Annotated in this window: 15 protein-coding genes; 9 read left to right on the top strand and 6 right to left on the bottom strand. The window is 32.4% G+C overall.

What is annotated here, in order from left to right; all coding sequences use genetic code 11:
* Nucleotides 1-93: 93 nt before the first annotated feature.
* On the top strand, nt 94-2,664 hold the full coding sequence (locus tag C8N26_RS06715; RefSeq protein ID WP_120186607.1) for an endonuclease: 2,571 nt from the start codon (nt 94-96) through the stop codon (nt 2,662-2,664).
* Between the two features lie 45 nt (nt 2,665-2,709).
* Here C8N26_RS06715 and C8N26_RS06710 read toward each other — a convergent pair whose 3' ends face one another.
* Nucleotides 2,710-3,003 (bottom strand): hypothetical protein, encoded by a 294-nt coding sequence (locus C8N26_RS06710; protein WP_120186605.1) that lies wholly within the window; start codon nt 3,001-3,003, stop codon nt 2,710-2,712.
* A gap of 101 nt (nt 3,004-3,104) precedes the next feature.
* On the opposite strand from C8N26_RS06710, the gene C8N26_RS06705 reads away from it, so the two are divergent.
* The 5 genes from C8N26_RS06705 to C8N26_RS06685 all read left to right on the top strand — a co-directional run bounded on the left by C8N26_RS06705 (nt 3,105) and on the right by C8N26_RS06685 (nt 8,003).
* The gene (locus tag C8N26_RS06705; RefSeq protein ID WP_120186603.1) at nt 3,105-3,731 is read left to right on the top strand and encodes an NUDIX hydrolase; all 627 of its coding nucleotides are present in this window, start codon (nt 3,105-3,107) and stop codon (nt 3,729-3,731) included.
* Between the two features lie 61 nt (nt 3,732-3,792).
* A complete protein-coding gene (locus tag C8N26_RS06700) occupies nt 3,793-4,596 on the top strand; it encodes a lysophospholipid acyltransferase family protein (RefSeq protein ID WP_120186601.1) in 804 nt (267 codons plus the stop codon).
* A 31-nt stretch (nt 4,597-4,627) separates the two neighbouring features.
* Complete coding sequence (locus tag C8N26_RS06695; RefSeq protein WP_028892105.1) at nt 4,628-5,716, top strand: M42 family metallopeptidase; 1,089 nt, start codon at nt 4,628-4,630, stop codon at nt 5,714-5,716.
* 57 nt (nt 5,717-5,773) lie between these two features.
* Nucleotides 5,774-6,316, top strand: coding sequence for an NUDIX hydrolase (locus C8N26_RS06690; RefSeq protein WP_120186600.1), 543 nt, complete (start codon nt 5,774-5,776; stop codon nt 6,314-6,316).
* A gap of 76 nt (nt 6,317-6,392) precedes the next feature.
* Entirely contained in the window at nt 6,393-8,003 is a 1,611-nt protein-coding gene (locus C8N26_RS06685) for a class I SAM-dependent methyltransferase (RefSeq protein ID WP_120186598.1), read from the top strand.
* Between the two features lie 2 nt (nt 8,004-8,005).
* Here the strand turns inward: C8N26_RS06685 and C8N26_RS06680 are convergent, their stop codons facing one another.
* From C8N26_RS06680 to C8N26_RS06670, 3 genes are all read right to left on the bottom strand, one after another.
* Nucleotides 8,006-8,677, bottom strand: a complete 672-nt coding sequence (locus tag C8N26_RS06680; protein ID WP_120186596.1) for a DUF6624 domain-containing protein — start codon at nt 8,675-8,677, stop codon at nt 8,006-8,008.
* Nucleotides 8,667-11,171 (bottom strand): PIG-L family deacetylase, encoded by a 2,505-nt coding sequence (locus tag C8N26_RS06675; protein WP_120186595.1) that lies wholly within the window; start codon nt 11,169-11,171, stop codon nt 8,667-8,669. The genes C8N26_RS06680 and C8N26_RS06675 overlap by 11 nt, the downstream gene beginning before the upstream one ends.
* A gap of 100 nt (nt 11,172-11,271) precedes the next feature.
* Nucleotides 11,272-12,699 carry an ATP-dependent DNA helicase gene (locus C8N26_RS06670; RefSeq protein ID WP_120186593.1) on the bottom strand — a complete coding sequence of 476 codons (1,428 nt, stop codon included), beginning with the start codon at nt 12,697-12,699 and terminating at the stop codon, nt 11,272-11,274.
* 103 nt (nt 12,700-12,802) lie between these two features.
* Between C8N26_RS06670 and C8N26_RS06665 the strand changes: the two genes are divergently transcribed.
* Genes C8N26_RS06665 through C8N26_RS06655 form a run of 3 tightly spaced genes read left to right on the top strand, consistent with a single transcriptional unit; the run spans nt 12,803 to nt 14,893 of the window.
* The gene (locus C8N26_RS06665) at nt 12,803-13,537 is read left to right on the top strand and encodes a hypothetical protein (protein ID WP_120186591.1); all 735 of its coding nucleotides are present in this window, start codon (nt 12,803-12,805) and stop codon (nt 13,535-13,537) included.
* Nucleotides 13,512-14,342 carry a DUF3822 family protein gene (locus C8N26_RS06660; protein WP_245962543.1) on the top strand — a complete coding sequence of 277 codons (831 nt, stop codon included), beginning with the start codon at nt 13,512-13,514 and terminating at the stop codon, nt 14,340-14,342. Before C8N26_RS06665 ends, C8N26_RS06660 begins: the two co-directional genes overlap by 26 nt.
* Entirely contained in the window at nt 14,342-14,893 is a 552-nt protein-coding gene (locus C8N26_RS06655; RefSeq protein WP_120186589.1) for an RsmD family RNA methyltransferase, read from the top strand. Before C8N26_RS06660 ends, C8N26_RS06655 begins: the two co-directional genes overlap by 1 nt.
* A 61-nt stretch (nt 14,894-14,954) precedes the next feature.
* Here the strand turns inward: C8N26_RS06655 and C8N26_RS06650 are convergent, their stop codons facing one another.
* Nucleotides 14,955-15,890, bottom strand: a complete 936-nt coding sequence (locus C8N26_RS06650; protein ID WP_120186587.1) for a PorP/SprF family type IX secretion system membrane protein — start codon at nt 15,888-15,890, stop codon at nt 14,955-14,957.
* A gap of 9 nt (nt 15,891-15,899) precedes the next feature.
* Nucleotides 15,900-18,716, bottom strand: a complete 2,817-nt coding sequence (locus C8N26_RS06645; RefSeq protein ID WP_120186586.1) for a PKD domain-containing protein — start codon at nt 18,714-18,716, stop codon at nt 15,900-15,902.
* Nucleotides 18,717-18,789 lie beyond the last annotated feature (73 nt).

Raw genomic sequence — 18,789 nt, 5'->3', positions numbered from 1 at the left:
GTTATTGATTGTTAATATTTTGGTAACATTGAATATTCTCTTTTTTTATTGATTTGTAATGAATTAACAAAGTTTTAACATAAATTCATTTACATGAAAAAACTATTACCCTTCTTTTTACTGATAACTTCGTTATCGATATTTGCTCAAATTCCATCATACTATAATGATGTAAATTTAAGCTTATCAGGAACTGCTTTAAAAAATGAGCTAGCAACTAAAATCATTAATACACATACAACTAACTTATCTTATACACCTGGTGTTTGGGATGCTTTAAAGCAAACAGATCTAGATCCTAATGATCCTAGTAAAGTATTATTAATTTATGGTTATAGTGATACAGATGGTAACTATGTAACCGACAGAACACGAGATAAAAATGCTAATGGAGGTACTGCAGGTACGCAATGGAACAGAGAACACGTATACGCTAAATCTTTAGGTAACCCTAATTTAGGAACTTCAGGTCCTGGAGCAGATGCTCATCACTTAAGATCTGCTGATATCTCATTCAACTCACAAAGAAGTAGTAAAAAATTTGCTGATGGTTCTGGAAATGCTGGTGATGTAGCTAGTGGATGGTATCCTGGAGATGAATGGAAAGGTGATGTTGCCCGCATGATGATGTATATGTATTTACGCTATGGTAGCCAATGTTTACCTACTGGTGTAGGTACTGGTTCTACAATGGCATCTGATGCTAATATGCTTACGTTATTTATTCAATGGAACGTAGACGATCCTGTTTCTGATTTTGAAAAACAACGTAATCCTATTCTTGAAAATCTTCAAGGAAATAGAAACCCTTTTATTGATAATCCTGCATTTGCTACTGAAATATGGGGAGGGCCTCAAGCAGAAGATTTATTTGGAGGTGGTAGTGGTTCTGACACACAAGCTCCTACAGCACCATCTAACTTAGCTGCTTCAAACATTACTGAAACTTCTGTAAGTTTAGCTTGGTCTGCTTCTACTGACAATACTGGAGTTACAGGGTATGATATTTACCAAGGAGCTACAAAAATTGCTACAGTAACAAATACTACATATAACGTTACAGGATTAACTGCTGCTACAAATTATACTTTTTCTATTAAAGCAAAAGATGCGGCTGGTAACGAATCTACTGCTAGTAATACAGTTTCTATAACTACCAACTCAACCTCTGGTGGAGGAAATGGAACTACTACTGACTTATTAATATCTGAATATATAGAAGGTTCATCTAACAATAAAGCTATTGAAATTGCTAATTTTACAGGAAGCTCTGTAAACCTATCTGGATACTCATTAAAGAAAGCTGCTAATGGTGGTGGATGGACTAACACATTAATATTAAGCGGACAGCTAACAACTGGAAATGTATATGTAATTGCCAATAGTAGTGCTTCTAGTACTGTATTAAATAAAGCAGACAAAACAGACACTAGTGTACTCTCTTTTAATGGAAATGATGCCATAGGTTTATTTAAAGGTAGTACACTTATTGACTTAATAGGTAACCCTAATAGTTCATCTACATTTGCTCAAGATGTAACTTTACAAAGAAAATCTTCGGTTACCTCTCCAAATAGTACATACACAACTTCTGAATGGAATACGTTAGCGAAAGATACCTTTAGTGGCTTGGGAAACCACAACATTGATGGAGGTACTTCAACTCCTGATACTACCGCTCCAACAGCTCCTACTAATGTTGCTGCTTCTAACATTACACAAACCTCTGTTTATTTAACTTGGACTGCTGCTACTGATAATATTGAAGTTACAGGATACGATGTGTATCAAGGAAGTACTAAAATAGCCTCTGTTACCACAACAAACTTTTCTGTTAGTGGATTAACTGCTGCTGCTAATTATAGTTTTTCTGTTAAAGCTAAAGATGCTGCCAATAATATTTCTTCTTCAAGTAACACAGTTAATGTAACTACTTTAGCTAACACAATTTCTTATTGTAGTACTAAAGGTAATAATGTTAATTATGAATGGATAGACAATATTGTTATTGGTGGAATTTCAAATGCTACTAGTGCTAATGGTGGATATGGTGACTTTACCTCTCTTACAGCGAATCTTCCATATGGAAATAATACTATTATTGTGAGCGCTGGATTTTCTAGCTCTTCTTACACAGAATATTGGAAAGTTTGGATTGACTTTAACAAAAATGGAACTTTTGAATCTTCAGAAGAAATAGTTAGTGGTTCTTCTTCTAGTTCAGGAAATTTATCATATACCTTTTCTGTACCAACTTCTGCTTTATCAGGAACTACAAGAATGCGCGTTTCTATGAAATGGAATGCTGCACCATCAGCTTGTGAGACATTCTCTTATGGTGAAGTTGAAGATTATACGGTAAACATAGGTGCTAGTGCAAAAGGATTAGGAGATAATAATATCACTATTGATGGTAAACTAGAAAATGAAGCTTCTATATTTAATGCTAGTGTTTCACCAAATCCAACAGCTAAAACAATAAAAATTCACTTAGGAGATAACAGAAATGCTTCTTTTAAAATTTCAACTTTAACAGGACAAACTGTCTTAAACGGAAAAGTAACACACCATACTATTGATCTTTCAAACTTAAAAAATGGGGTTTATATTCTTGAAGTAAACGACAGTCAAAAATCGTTCACTAAAAAGATTATCAAAAAATAACACAAAACAAAAGGCTACCAATTCGGTAGCCTTTTGTTTTTTTAATTATACTTCAATTGTTTTTTTTGACTCTTTTGACGAAAACACATAGGTAAACAACCACATTAATGTAAAGGTTGGCACTACATCTAACCCAGGCATAGCTTCTTCAACAAAAGCTATAGCTCCCGCTATTTTACCTTTGTTTCCTTTATACATTTTTGTCATTAAGTATGCTGATGCTGGAGCCCAAACAATATCAGACAACTCTCCCACTCCAGGAATTAAATACGATACATATCCTATCGCGTCAAACAACAAACTCAATGCTAGTTTTTGGTATTTATTTTCCTTATTCATTTATCTAAAATTAATTCAACACTACAAATCAAAATTCACGCCAAAACATCTTATTTTTATCTGGCAAATTGATAAGTTTGTTCTAAAATACTAAAAAACAAATGATTTTTTCTGATTTCATCAATCAAATAGAAAAATTACAGCGAAAGCAATTAGGTGGTTTAACCTCACAATTTAAACTAGCTCCTAAACTTAGAATGCGTTATTCAGAAGAATTAATACTTAGCAAAAACCCGAAAAAAGCAGCTGTATTAGCCTTGTTTTATCCTGATAACGATAATCAAACACGTTTTTTATTAACCGAAAGAGCTAGTTATAATGGTGCGCACTCTGCACAAATTAGTTTCCCTGGTGGTAAGCTTGACAAAACAGATAATAACCTAAAAACTACAGCTCTACGCGAAACTTACGAAGAAGTTGGCGTACCTTTTGAGGCTATACAAATTATCAGGCAAACATCAAATGCTTACATTCCTCCTAGTAATTTTTTAGTCGCTCCTTTTATTGGAATTTCTGAAAAAACACCTCTTTTTATTCCTAATGAAGAAGTAGCGGAAGTAATAGAGGTTTTAGTAAGCGATTTATTAGACGATAAAAATTTAACATTTGTAGAAATGGAAACTTCTTACATGAAAAACATCGAGGTACCTTGCTTTAAATTAAACGATTACATTGTTTGGGGAGCAACAGCAATGATGCTATCAGAAATTAAAGATTTATTAAAATAAAGGCTATTCTATAATTCTTTTGTAATTTAGCTTATTCGACTAATAAAAACCAATAATAATAATGCCTTTATTTAAAAGGAACCCTTTCGGACATATACTATTCATTAAACGCTTTTTAATACAAACTTTAGGATTAATTTCCCACGGTCGTTATCGTAAATTTAACGACTTACAAATAGAAGGTATGGATGTTTTAAGAAATCTTCCAGATCAAAAAGTACTTTTTATTTCTAATCACCAAACCTACTTTGCTGATGTTGCTGCTATGTTTCATGTTTTCAACGCTGCCTTAAAAGGACGTGATGATAATATTAGAAATATTGGTTACTTATGGAAGCCTAAGTTAAACATGTACTATATAGCGGCTGGCGAAACAATGCGTTCAGGTTTACTTCCTAAAATATTTGCCTATGTGGGTTCTATTTCAGTTGAAAGAACTTGGAGAAGCGCTGGTAAAGATATTAATAGACAAGTAAAAATGTCTGACATTTCTAATATCGGTAAAGCGTTAGATGATGGTTGGGTAATTACCTTTCCACAAGGTACTACTACTCCTTTTAAACCTATTCGTCGTGGTACCGCTCACATCATTAAAACCTATAAACCTATTGTAGTTCCTATTGTTATTGACGGATTTAGACGTTCTTTTGATAAAAAAGGACTTTTAATTAAAAAGCGTAACGTACTACAATCAATGGTTATAAAAGAACCTTTAGATATTGATTACGAAAATGAACCAGTAGCTAATATTGTTGAAAAAATTGAATACGCTATTGAGCAACATCCTTCATTTTTAAAGGTATTAACACCTGAGCAAATTAAAGAACAAGAAGAATTAAACGAAAAACGAAAGTTTTGGAGTTAATTCAGATATAAAACTTTTAATCATATAAGTTATGGCTAAAAAATCAATTTTAAACAAAAAGTCTATCGACTTTTTAGAAAAATATTTAAACAATGCGGCACCTACTGGGTATGAATGGGAAGGTCAAAAAATATGGATGGACTACCTAAAACCGTATGTTGATGAATTTATTACAGATACCTATGGAAGTGCGGTTGGAGTTATCAATCCTGAAGCAAAATATAAAGTAGTTATCGAAGGACATGCTGATGAAATTTCTTGGTATGTGAATTATATTTCTGACAACGGATTAATTTATGTAATTCGTAATGGTGGTAGTGACCATCAAATTGCACCAAGTAAAATAGTTAACATCCATACTAAAAATGGAATTGTAAAAGGTGTTTTTGGTTGGCCAGCGATTCATACACGTAATAAAGCTTCTGAAGAAGCTCCTAAACCTGAAAACATCTTTATCGATTGTGGATGCGCAACTAAAGAAGAAGTTGAAAAATTAGGAGTGCATGTTGGTTGTGTAATTACCTATCCTGATGAGTTTCATATTTTGAATGGAGATAAATTTGTGTGTCGTGCATTAGATAACCGAATGGGTGGATTTATGATTGCTGAAGTGGCTCGTTTACTACACGAAAACAAGAAAAAATTACCTTTCGGATTATACATCACCAATTCTGTTCAAGAAGAAATAGGTTTACGTGGTGCAGAAATGATTACCCAAACCATTAAACCTAATGTAGCCATTGTTACCGATGTAACACACGATACCACTACTCCTATGATTGACAAGAAAAAAGAAGGTCATTTAGAATTAGGAAAAGGGCCAGTAGTAGCTTATGCTCCTGCTGTACAACAAAAATTACGTGATTTAATTATCGAAGCTGCTGAAGCTAACAAGATTCCTTTCCAACGTTCAGCATTATCCAGAGCTACAGGTACAGATACTGATGCTTTTGCTTACAGTAACGGTGGTGTTGCCTCAGCTTTAATTTCATTACCTTTGCGCTATATGCATACTACGGTTGAAATGGTGCACCGTGAGGATGTTGAAAACGTAATTAAAATGATTTACGAAAGTTTATTAAAAATTGAAGACGGAGAAGATTTCTCTTACTTTAAATAATAAAAAACAATCAAACGTCATTATTTCTCATAATGACGTTTTTTTTACTCACTTCTTATGGATGAACTTATAGACATTGTTGATGAACACGGAAACTACACTGGTAAAACCTGTTTAAAATCCGAAGCTCACAAATATGGCTACTTCCACCCTACTATTCATGTATGGTTATATACTTCTGATAAACAAATATTACTTCAAAAAAGAGCTTTAACCAAAAAAGTATTTCCTGGTATGTGGGATATTTCAGTTGCAGGTCATATTGCTGCTGGAGAAGATGTAAAAATAGGAGCTATTAGAGAAGTTAAAGAAGAAATTGGGTTTGACATACTCTCTGAAAACCTATTTAAAATAGGCACTCGAAAACACATGGTAAATCACACTAACGGAATTATTGATAATGAATTCCATCATGTATTTATTACCGAATTAACTGTTCCTTTTGAAACTTTAACGCTTCAAAAAGAAGAAGTTGAAGAGCTTAAATTATTTAATTTAGATGTCATTTTACACACTAAAGATTACGAAAACTTACTTCTTCCTCAATACCAAGACTATTATGCCTTTGTGTATAACCAAATTATAAACGCTTTGACTTAAATCTTTTTCAGCTTCGATAATTTAGTTTTAATTTTAAAAATCAAATAGTTACCTTTAGAATGAAAACTATCAAACTATGTTATCAAAAGAAGAAAAATCTGCCTTAAGAAGTAGGTTGTTTCGTCACTTAGATGGAATTGTAACTTGTCCAGCAGCATATGTCTTACATGAAAAAGGAATCACCAATTACTTATTAGAGAAAAAATCTGTCAGTTTAACTCAAATTGCTTCCGAATTTAATGCCAACGATGGTTATTTAAATGTCGCTTTAAGAACACTCTGTTCACAAGGTTGGTTAACACAACATGTTGACAATACTCAAAACACGGTTCTATATAAAATTAATGAAGCATCTGCTATTGCTTTTTCATACTTTCATATGTATAAAGAAACCTTTTCTTTATTAAAATATTCTGAAAATTACAGTGCGAGAAAGTTTGAAATTGAGCCTTTCGAAAAACTGGAAAATCTCTATAAAAATTTTACCAATAACTTCGGAATCGAGCCTCCTTCAACCTCTGAAGAAAAAGAAATTGTAGCACAAATCCTTACACATATTGAAGGAATTATTGTTGGTCCTACAACGGTTTTGTTAGGAATGAGTGGTATGTTTCATAAATACTTTATGCAAACCAAATTCCAAGCAGAAGAATTCCACAAAGATGCTGAGAACTTTAGTCGGTTGTTAGACTTATTAACCAACTTAAAATGGTTTACCAAAACAAAAGACTCATATGAATTTACTGATGAAGGTTTATTTTTTGCTCGAAGAGCAAGTGCTTATGGAGTTACAGTATCGTACATTCCTACCCTTAGAAAATTAGACAAGCTTATATTTGGAAACCCTGATATTTTTAGAACTTCTGACATAGGTAATGACGAAATTCATGTAGATAGGGAAATGAATGTTTGGGGAAGCGGAGGCGCACACTCAACCTATTTTAAAGTTATTGATGAAATCATCATTAATCTATTTAACAAACCTATCAATGAACAACCCAAAGGAATTTTAGATGTTGGCTGTGGTAATGGTGCCTTTTTAAAACATTTATTTAATGTGATTGAACATCAAACTTTGAGAGGTACCATGTTAGAAGATTATCCGCTCTTACTTATTGGTGTAGATTATAACGAAGCTGCGTTAAAAATTACTCGTAAAAACTTAGTACAAGCAGATATTTGGGCGAAAGTGATTTGGGGAGATATTGGTAACCCAAAAGCGCTATCAAAAGATTTACAAAAAAAATACGGCATCAACCTTTCTGATTTATTGAATGTCCGTACATTTTTAGATCATAACAGAATCTGGCAAGAACCAGAACCTACTAATAATCTAGCTATTACAAACTCTACAGGAGCTTATGCCTATAGAGGAAAACGCTTGAACAACAATCTGGTAGTTGAATCCTTAAAACAGCATTTTACCAAATGGAAACCTTATATCAATCGATTTGGATTGTTATTAATCGAATTACATACCTCAAAACCTGAATTGGTTGCTAAAAACTTAGGAAAAACAGCAGCCACCGCTTATGATGCCACACATGGTTATTCTGATCAATATATTATTGAACTAGACGAGTACATGAATGCAATGGAAGCCATTGGTTTATATTCAGATAAAAACACCTTTAAAAAATTCCCTAACTCTGAATTAGCGACAGTTTCTATTAATCTTTTTAAATAGAACTAATTTTCTAATTCATACAGTTTAGGTTCAGTAATATTAACTTTTGAAAAGATTTCTTTATTTATTTCAAAGTGCATTTTAGACATTTCGTTTAAATATACCCCCAAAAGTTCCATACCTATTTCCTTTCTACGCTTGTTTACGTTTATACTATCTATTAATGGTTTTGGATATGCTTGACAAACTTTCCAATTATACAATACTTGAGTCCCGTAAACTTGCTTTTCTCCCATATTTAATTGCACCCTATCTAGCAAATAGGCATAGTTTTCAGGGTTAGCATTCTTATTCTCTACCTCAATTTTCATCTTTTTTAAAACCGCTTCTTGGAAATCAGGATCAAAATCTAAATGTTGTACTAAAAGCCAAAATTTTTTAGAGCCTTCTTTTCCTGCAAGGTCATAACCAACAAAACCATATTTATTATAAATTTCTGCAGCTTTCTTATGAGTTACAGTAAAAACACTGTCTTTGAATGATTGCCATTCTTCTTTAGTTAATTCTTTATATTTTCCAGAAGGAACTCCTGCAGCAATTTGGTCTATCTCTACCATGCTAGTAAGTTCATCAACCAACTCTTGATTGTATTCCTTTTTAACAGAATTTTCTTTTTCGGTTTTACAACTAACTAATAGCGTTATTGCTAAGGCTGTAAGAATTTTAATTTTCATCAACAGAATTTTCTTTTACGGATAACAAATTCGCAAATAACTTATAAGCTCCGGGTACTCCTGCGGGTAATTCTCTAAAAAAGCTTAATCCGGTATAGATATAGTTTCCTTTTCCGTATTTAGCAACTAATAAACTTCCATCTCTAGCAGGTTCTCCTTTATCGTGCATTGATAATATCGGTGTGTATTCAGCGCTCCATTTATTAGGAAAATACAACCCGCGTTCTTGAACCCATCCTTCAAAATCAGCTTCCGAAATTTTATTCGGATAATTTAAAATTGAATGTTCTTTAGCTAACAAGGTTACTCTAGAATGTTCATCAGTTACTCTATCTCTTGACAATTGTAATTCATACGGAGCTTGTACATCTACTCCTCTATTTGTATTGTATTGAACTATTAAGTTTCCACCATTTTTTACATACTCTAACAAATACTTCTGCTTAAACTGTAATTCTTTATTCGTATTATAAGCACGAATACCAATAACTACAGCATCAAATTGATTTAAATTACCGTTTATTTCATTTACATTCAATTCCGTTACTTCGTAACCAATTTGCTGTAAATTTTCTGGAATAGCATCACCAGAGCCTTGAATATAACCTATTCGTTTTCCATTCTTTTCAATATTTAAACGAACCACTTTTGCTTGTGATGGTAACAATACTGATTGCTTTGGAATATGATTATAATTGATTTCTATCAATTCTTTATCGTAAGTTTTACCATCTACTGTAACAATCGCTTTTAACGCTCCCTCTGATTCGTTTTGTGTAGGAGTTACCATAAAATCTACAAATTGAATATCTCCTTTTTGTGCAATTGAAAAATCTACTGCTGTTGGAGACACTTTCCATCCTTTTGGAGCTTGTAAGCTTACTTTTCCTTTAATATTTGTCTCCCCTGCCCTTACTTCAACAGAAATTTTTTGAGCTTCCGTAGTAGCAAAAATTAATACTTTATCATTTAATTTTGTAGTTACTTTTGGTAAAACCTCAAAAGGCTCATAGATTTCTCCAACATCGCTTTTAGCGTATCTGTGCACTACCGGAATAGTATAAGCAATCGGTTGATCTTCAATTATAAGGTTGTATTGAATTTGAATAGGTCTTGGAGATTCTGGATTTCCAATTAATTTTTGGTCGTTTACCTTATACATACCCAAGTCCCAAGGAGTATTTAACCAATACGGTGAAGAGTAAGAAACATCTTTACCTATATTAATTTTATTTTTAAAGTTTTGTTTACTATTAGGAGCTAAATCTAGTTCTTTTTTGATATTTTTCCCTTCAGGAAGGATAGTAATTGACGATAACTCCATAGAAATAGCACTTCTATTTAGTACTTCAAAGTCTACATCAATCGTACTACTAGGAGTTGCGCTAGAACTTACAGCTGATGCTTCTATATACAAACCAGCACAAGCTTTAATAATTTCATTTAACTCTTTGGTTTTAATAGCTCTCCAATGTGAATCTTTTAATTGTCTAACCATTTTATACGCTTGTAACAATTCTGGTAGATGTTTTGAAGGATTTACAAAATCGAAATTACCTTCAATTTTATATAAAATAGCTCCAATTTCTCCTCCTCCTTCAATACGATTCCAAGTAGTATTGATTCCTGAAAAAATATCTTTTTTATCCTTCGGAAAATTTCCTTTTAAAAACTCAACATACTCGGTTTGACTTCCTCTGGTTGTTAATCTACCAAATCCTTGACATAAATGTTGACTACTCGCAATGGCAGCTACCTCGTTATTTGACAATCCTTTTAAGGGATAATATGTCCCAATATCAAAATTTAGCATTTTTCTTTTATCAGCCTTTTCAAAAGCTTCTTCACTTCCATAAAACCACCACGAAGTATTAAAAAAAAGTCTATTAGGTTGCCATGTACTCGTATACTGCAACTGCTCCGGGTATTTTGTTTTATCAGCCGCCAAATCAAATGCTTCAACACTTAACATTGCCGAAGATGTATGATGTCCATGCGTAGAACCTGGCGTTCTGTGGTTAAAACGGTTAATTATAACATCTGGTTTGAAAGTACGAATTGCCCAAACTACATCAGCTAACACTTTATCTTTATTCCAAATTTCTAAAGTTTCATCAGGATGCTTTGAATACCCAAAGTCGTTTGCTCTAGAAAAACGTTGTTCTCCTCCATCTACTCCTCTTGCTGCTAAAAGTTCTTGTGTACGGATTACTCCCAATAATTCACGCATTTCTGGACCAATCAAGTTTTGACCACCATCACCACGAGTTAACGATAAATATGCAGTTCTTGCATTTTCATGATTCGATAAATAGGAAATTAATCGTGTATTTTCATCATCAGGATGTGCTGCTATATACAAAGCTGAACCTAAAAAGTTTAGTTTTTGTATTTTTTCGTAAATCTGATTAGAAGTTAACTTTTGTGGCTTTTGTGCGTTTATTGTTAGTGAAATCAATAAAAAAGAAAGAGAAAACAGTACTTTTTTGTGCATTTTTAATAGTTTGAATACTACACAAATGTAACTTTTTTAACGAAAAAACGAGTTACATTAACAAAATGCTAACGTTTAAAGGAAAATAAAAGACTGTTCATTAATCTAAAAAGTACTCATCTTTAAACCCTATCAAATACAATTTTTCCTGTGCACGCGTAACTGCGGTGTATAACCAACGTAAATACTCAACCGAAGCGCCATCTGGTAAATACGGTTGCTCTATAAACACCGTTTTCCACTGCCCTCCTTGTGACTTGTGACAAGTCATTGCATATGAAAATTTCACTTGAAGCGCATTAAAGTATTTATTCTTTTTCACTCCCATAAACTGCTTATACTTTGATTTTTCGTGCGCAAAATCCTCCTTTACAGCTTCATACAAACGGTTCGATTCTTCATACGTTAATGATGGACTTTCACTTGTAAGAGTATCTAAGAGTAAAACGGTTTCAAAAGCCTTCATATCAGGATAATCAATCATACGAACTTCTACTTCAGCAAATTTGAACCCATATAACTCTTTAATTGCATTAATACGCATTACTTCACAAATATCACCATTAGCAATAAACCCTGCTGAAGAAGAGTCTTTTAACCAGTAGTAGTTGTTTTTTACTACCATTACATAATCTCCTGTAGAAATCTCATTTTCTTGTCCACGAATTTTCGTTCGTATCTGTTGATTATATTGATTGGCTCTTTTGTTAGAACGTACAATAATAGCAGTATCTTCTACTCCAATATCTCCATCGTAAGCCATTGTTATGGCATCTTGAATATCATAACCATCTTGTAAGCGAATAATATCAGGATAATTTACATCAAACTGAAAGTGTGTTGAATCGTTCTGAATTAGTAAGCGTAAGTCTGTTGCATTCGCTAAAATACCAGAACCTTCTTCTTGTCTTACTACTTCATCTAACTCTATCTCGGTAACTTCTTTATTAAACTCAAACGATAAGTTATCTGCTTCTAACGCAGGACTCATCGTTAATTTAACTGGTGGTAACTGAGCTGTATCACCTATAAATATAATTTTACAATTTTTTCCTGAGTACACGTAAGAGATTAAATCATCCAATAACGAGCCATTTTCAAACAATTTTGCATTCTGCTTTTCATCTGAAATCATCGAAGCTTCATCAATAATAAAAAGAGTATCTGTATGTTTATTAGGTTGCATAACAAAACTTACACCTCCACTACTTTGCTTCTTTGGAAAATATATTTTTTTATGAATGGTAAACGCTTGTCGGTTAGAGTACCCTGAAATCACTTTAGCTGCACGCCCTGTAGGAGCCAATAAAACTGCTTTTTGACCAATCTTCCATAAATTATGAACCACAGTACTTATAATAGTAGTTTTTCCTGTTCCCGCATACCCTTTTAATAAAAATAACGCACGATTATCATCAGAAAAAATAAAGTTTGTTAGAACATTTAATAACTCACTTTGCTTTTGTGTGGGTGTATAAGGAAATTTTTGTAGTATCTCTTTGTAGAATTTTGGGGCGGTTTGTATCATATTTTAAATAATGCTCAAAGATAAATGTATTTACAAAATAATTATTTTCATCATTGAAAAAAAATTGTAGATTTGCGAATATCATATATTAAAAATTAAAAAAATGAATTTATTATTAATGATTTTAGTAGCTGTAGTGGTTGCTTTTCTTTTAGCTGTACTTGTAGTTAAATTTGTACCTCTAAAAATGAGATGGTTAGTTTCAATATTACTTTTAGGTGCAACTGTCTTTTTAGTATATAAAATTTACGGTGGTATTATGGAGCCTATTAAATTTAACAAAGACAAGAAAGTGCGTTATGCTAAAGTTATTGAGAACTTAAAATTAATTCGTGATGCCGAAGTAAAATATAAAGAGGTTTACGGAACATATACTAACAGTAAAGATTCTTTAGTTAAGTTTGTTGAAAATGGTAAATTAGCTTTAACAGAAACTAAAAACATTGAAGTAGAAGAAGACAGAGGTGGTGGAATTAAAGTAAAAGTTTCTAAAAAACAAGTTGATACTATTGGATACGAGCCTGTTTTAAAATACTTTGAAGGTAAAGATTATAAAAACATGTTTAGCGTACCTGGTACTGATAAGCAATTTGAATTAGCTACTGGTAGAGTTGAAAAAGTGGCTGGATTAGAAGTTCCTGTATTTGAAGCTAAAGTTTCAAAAAAGCCTATTTTAACTGGTATGAATCCTTCTTTAATCAAAGCTGAATTAGAAGCTATTGAATCTGATCAAATTAAAGGTGAATTTGTTTCTGTAGGTTCTTTAAATGAAGTTACTACTGGTGGTAATTGGCCTCCTTTTTATGATAAAGGTGAAGCAATTGCAAAAGAAGACTAAAAAAACAAGCGCTATAGCGCATTATAAAGATCTATCCATCCAATTTAGTTTGGATGGATTTTCTTTTTGTATTTCTAACTCAGAGAATAAAGCTCCGTTACTTTTTACTAAGTATGCTTTTCCAGCTTCAATCACTTCTCCTGAGTTACTGCTAGAAGAAATTATACGTATTTTTAATACCGATAAAGATTTACAACAAGACTTTTCTTCTGTTTTTGCCATTCATCAAAATAATTTAGCTACACTCGTACCTAATAAACTTTTTGACCGAAACAATTTAGCTCCGTATTTAAAATATACTGTAAAAACCTTAAAAACAGATTTTATTACTTATGACTTGCATAACATTATAGCTGCTAACACAGTTTATATACCTTATGTAAATATTAATAACTACCTGTTTCAAAATTTTGGAGAGTTTGAATACAAACACCATTCTACCGTGTTAATAGACAAACTTCTCTCCTATTCTCAAGAAAACTCTGAACAACAATTCTTTGTACATGTTTCTCCAAACGATATAGATGTTGTTGTTTGTAAAGAAGGAAAACTTATATTTTATAACTCTTTTTCATACAGTAGTAAAGAAGATTTTATATACTACATACTTTTTACTGCTGAACAATTACAAATGGATCCAAACAATTTTCAATTAACTTTTATTGGTGATATTGAAAAAGAATCAGAGTTGTACATCATAACCTATACTTACGTTCGAAATATTCACTTTATGAATCCTATTGATAATTTCTTTGCTGATAGTGATGATTTTTCGAACCATTCAAACTTTATACTTATTGCCTAATGCGAATTATTTCTGGAAAATATAAAAGTAAAAGAATTTCTGCTCCTAAAAACTTACCTGTACGACCTACAACCGACATGGCTAAAGAATCGTTATTTAACATCTTAAATAATTTGTATTATTTTGATAATATTTCAGTATTAGATTTATTTGCAGGAACAGGAAACATCAGTTACGAATTTGCCTCAAGGGGCACAGAAACTATATATGCTGTTGATGCTCATTTTGCTTGTATCAAGTTTATTAATCAAACTTCTAAGGAGTTAGATATGGATATTACTAGCTACAAGAGCGACGTATATAAGTTTTTAGAAAAAACTCCGCTAAAAACGGATGTTATTTTTGCTGATCCACCATATGATTTTGAAGAAGCGCAATTCTTAAAAATAGCTGATGTTATTTTTGAACGTGATTTACTAAATGAAGATGGTGTTTTAATTATAGAACACTCTAAACATACCGATTTAACCAAGCATCCAAATCACAGTTATGATAAACGCTACGGAGGGAATGTTTTTAGTTTTTTTGAAGTTATTAATGAGGACGAATAAATAGATTGAAATTTTATCCACCCTCATTTTTCATCTTTTATTGGTTTTAGTTAGCTTTGTTTTAATTTCCATCCCAATAAAACGGAGGCTTTCTTTTGTTTCTTTTTGCTTCTGTTTTTCCTAAATCGAACGCTACACTTATTTCATGTGAACCACTATTGTATGGACTCGCATTTGATAAATAGCTTTCATAACTATATCCTAATCGAATGTTGTCTTTTATTCTTACCTGAAATAGTCCTGCAAAAGAATCACCTAAACGATGTGATACCCCTAATTCTATTTGTTTATTAAATAAAACTGCCAAAGAAACATCTGTAGACCAAGGAGCTCCTTTTGTATATCTTGTTAAAAATGAAGGTTTTACACTTAAATATTCATTGAGTTTAAAATTATAACCAGACGATAAATAGATAATCATATTATCAGTAGCAGATGTTATTAAACCGTCACTTCTATCATAAAATTTATTTCCTAATAAGTTCAAAGCAGACAAACTAATATAAAATTGATTGGTATAAAAGAAAGCTCCTGCACCTATATTTGGCTTAAAGTCATTTATGTTTTCGCTAAATAATACATCATCAGTAATTCCTAAACTTAATAAATCTACATTTACAAAACTTCCGCCTCCTTTTAACCCAAAAGAAAGCATTGATTTTTCTGAAGTTTTAATCGCATAAGATACATCTGCATACAAATGCGTTTCGCTTAGTACGTAAACTTTATCAAACACAGCAGAAAGTCCGAAACCTATATTATTTCCAAGTCCTCCATGAAAAGATAAAGAACCTGTTCTTGGACTCTCTGGTTCATTTACCCATTGACTTCTTACACTTGATGTTACAGTAAAAAAATCATGTGTTCCGGCGTAAGCAGGATTTAATAAAGTAAAATTGTTATAATACTGAGAGTATAATGGTTCTTGTTGACTATATGCTGTATTAACACCTACTATTGCAAATAATAATACACTTATTTTATTTATTAAATTCATTTATTTTGTTTAGTAATTTATATAAACCCACCCTTTTAATATTCTTTTATCCCCTTCTATATTTAATACGTAGAAATAAGCTCCTACCGGAAGTTTTTTATCTTGTTTGTTTCCAATAGCATTCCAATTGTTTTGATAATTATAAGAACGATACACTCTGTTCCCCCATCTATTATATACCTCTAACCTATTGTTGGGATAGTTATGTAATCCTTGTATAATAAACGTATCATTTACTCCATCTCCATTAGGTGAAAATCCATTAGATACTGACAAATCAGACGAGTCACACACATCTCCTATTCCGTTTTTATCTAAATCTTTTTGATCTGGATTTGATATTCTTGGACAATTATCATTTATATTTAATACTCCATCACCATCTATATCATCATCGCACACATCTGCTATTAAATCATTATCCAGGTCATCTGATATAAAAGTTACAACAGCTTCTTCTGAATTAGACAAACCATTGGAATCGACAACTGTTAGAGTAACCGTATAGTCTGTTAAATTCGGACAGTTAAAATTTGTTTGACTTAAACTCATACTTGCTATTCCTGATGCATCATAAGACCCATCATCTATATCTTCTGGATTAATAATAGCGTTTCCATTACTATCTAAGCTAACTACAATATCTTTTGTTATAGTTATTGGCGGGGTAACATCTTCTACAGTTACAATTGCTGTGCATGTATTTGTATTTCCGTTGGTATCTTCAACAGTAAAGGCTACCGTATTAATTCCCACATTAGTAGAATCAAAAGTTGTTTTGTCTATACTTATTGAAGCTATTCCACAAGCATCTGAACTACCATTATTAATATCAGCAGCTGTAATAGTTACAAATCCTGAAGCGTCTAACGGCACTGTGATATCTTGACAAATTGCCTCGGGTGGAGTTACATCTTCTATGGTTACTGTTGCTGCGCAACTATTAGTATTTCCATTGGTATCTTCAACAGTTAAGGTTACTGTATTTATGCCTACACTGCTACAATCAAAAGTTGTTTTATCTAAACTCATTGAAGCTATTCCGCAAGCATCTGAACTACCATTATCTATATCAATAGCTGTAATAGTTGCAATTCCTGAAGCGTCTAATTGTACCGTGATATCTTGACAAATTGCCTCGGGTGGAGTTACATCTTCTACGGTTACTGTTGCTCCGCAACTATTAGTATTTCCATTGATATCTTCAACGGTTAAGATTACATTATTTACTCCTACATTGGTACAATCGAACGTTGTTTTATCTAAACTCATGGCAGCTACTCCACAAACGTCGGTGCTTCCGTTATCAATATCTATAGCTATAATTGTTACTTGCCCTGTGTCATCTAACTGTACTGTAATATCTTGGCATATTGCTGTAGGTGGAGTTACATCTTCTACGGTTATTATAGCTGTAGCTGTGTTGCTATTACCACTTGTGTCTGTTACTGTTAATGTTACCGTATTAGCTCCAACATCTGAGCAATCAAAAGAAGTTTTATCTAAACTCATGGAGGCTACCTCGCAATTATCATAAGAGCCATTATTTATATCAGCAGCAGTTATCGTTGCAACTCCTGAAGCATCTAACGGTACTGTTACATTCTGGATTAAGACCGTAGGTGCTATAGTTTCTGTAGTATTTATATATGCTTTTTTTATAATTGTTTTACTACATCCGTCAATATCAGAAACTGTTAAACTTACATCAAAAACACCTACTGTTGTATATGTATGTTTAGGGCTTGTTGCATTACTCGTAGTACCATCTCCAAAATCCCAAAACCAGTCGGATGATGGACCATAAAAAACAGTATTATCAGTAAAACTAACTGTTAAAGGTGCACAGCCAGTTGTTACATCTGAAGAAAAATCAGGAGTGAGACCTATAACTTGTATAAAATTTGATTTAGTTTCTGTTCTTGTATATCCTGTTATAGCCGTTTTAATAGTTAAACTTACATTATATACTCCTACTGATTCGTAAGTATGGGTAGGATTTTGTTCGGTAGAAGTATTCCCATCTCCAAAATTCCATAACCATTCTCCCACTGTGTCATTTCCTTCTATTGTAGATTCATCTGTAAAGTTTACCGTAAAAGGTCCACAACCCAAAGTATCATCTACACTAAATTGTGCTTTTGGTTTTACTATTTTTATTAAACTTGTTGCTTTGTCAACACACCCATTCATAGTATCTCTTACTGTAAGGTTTACCGTATAATCTCCTGCAGCAGTATATGTATGTATTGGGTTTTGTGATGTGGAAGTATTTCCATTACCAAATTCCCAAAACCATAAATCTGGTAATGTTGATTGATCTGTAAAGAATACAGTATGTGGTGTTGCTTGCCCTCTTGTAGGGTTAGCAACAAACCTAGCTTTTGGTGATTGTACATTAAAGGATTTTGTTATAGAATTTGTTTCCCCAATAACATCAGTTACTTTTAATGATATTGTAAAACTACCCAAGTCAGTGTAACTATGAGTTGGGTTTTGTTCGGTAGAAGTTGTACCATCACCAAAATCCCATTCCCAACTTACAATAGCTCCATTAGGAGACGAAGAATTGTCTGTAAAAGTAACTATGTTACCAATACAATATCCTCCTGAAATTGTAAAATTAGCTGCTGGAGGTACAAAATAGGTGCTTTTTTTTGTACTTATACCTTCATATAAATAATTATGCTTTAACAGTACTGTTTTATTATTCGCTCCTGTAAAGTTAATTAACTCAAAATTTGAAGTGTTTTTTTCTTCGTTTAGAGACTTAGCTAAACTTAAATAACTAAACAATAAAAGTATGTATAGTAATTTTAATTTCATTCTTTAATTTTATTTTTACTACATTCTATTAATAGTCTGTAAAAGTAAATACTACATCAGTCAATATTGTTTC

Source organism: Tenacibaculum lutimaris, from assembly GCF_003610735.1.
GTDB classification, from domain to species: Bacteria; Bacteroidota; Bacteroidia; order Flavobacteriales; family Flavobacteriaceae; genus Polaribacter; species Polaribacter lutimaris.
The sequence above is the reverse complement of the archived record's forward strand: the minus strand, read 5'-3'. Positions and strand labels throughout refer to the sequence as shown.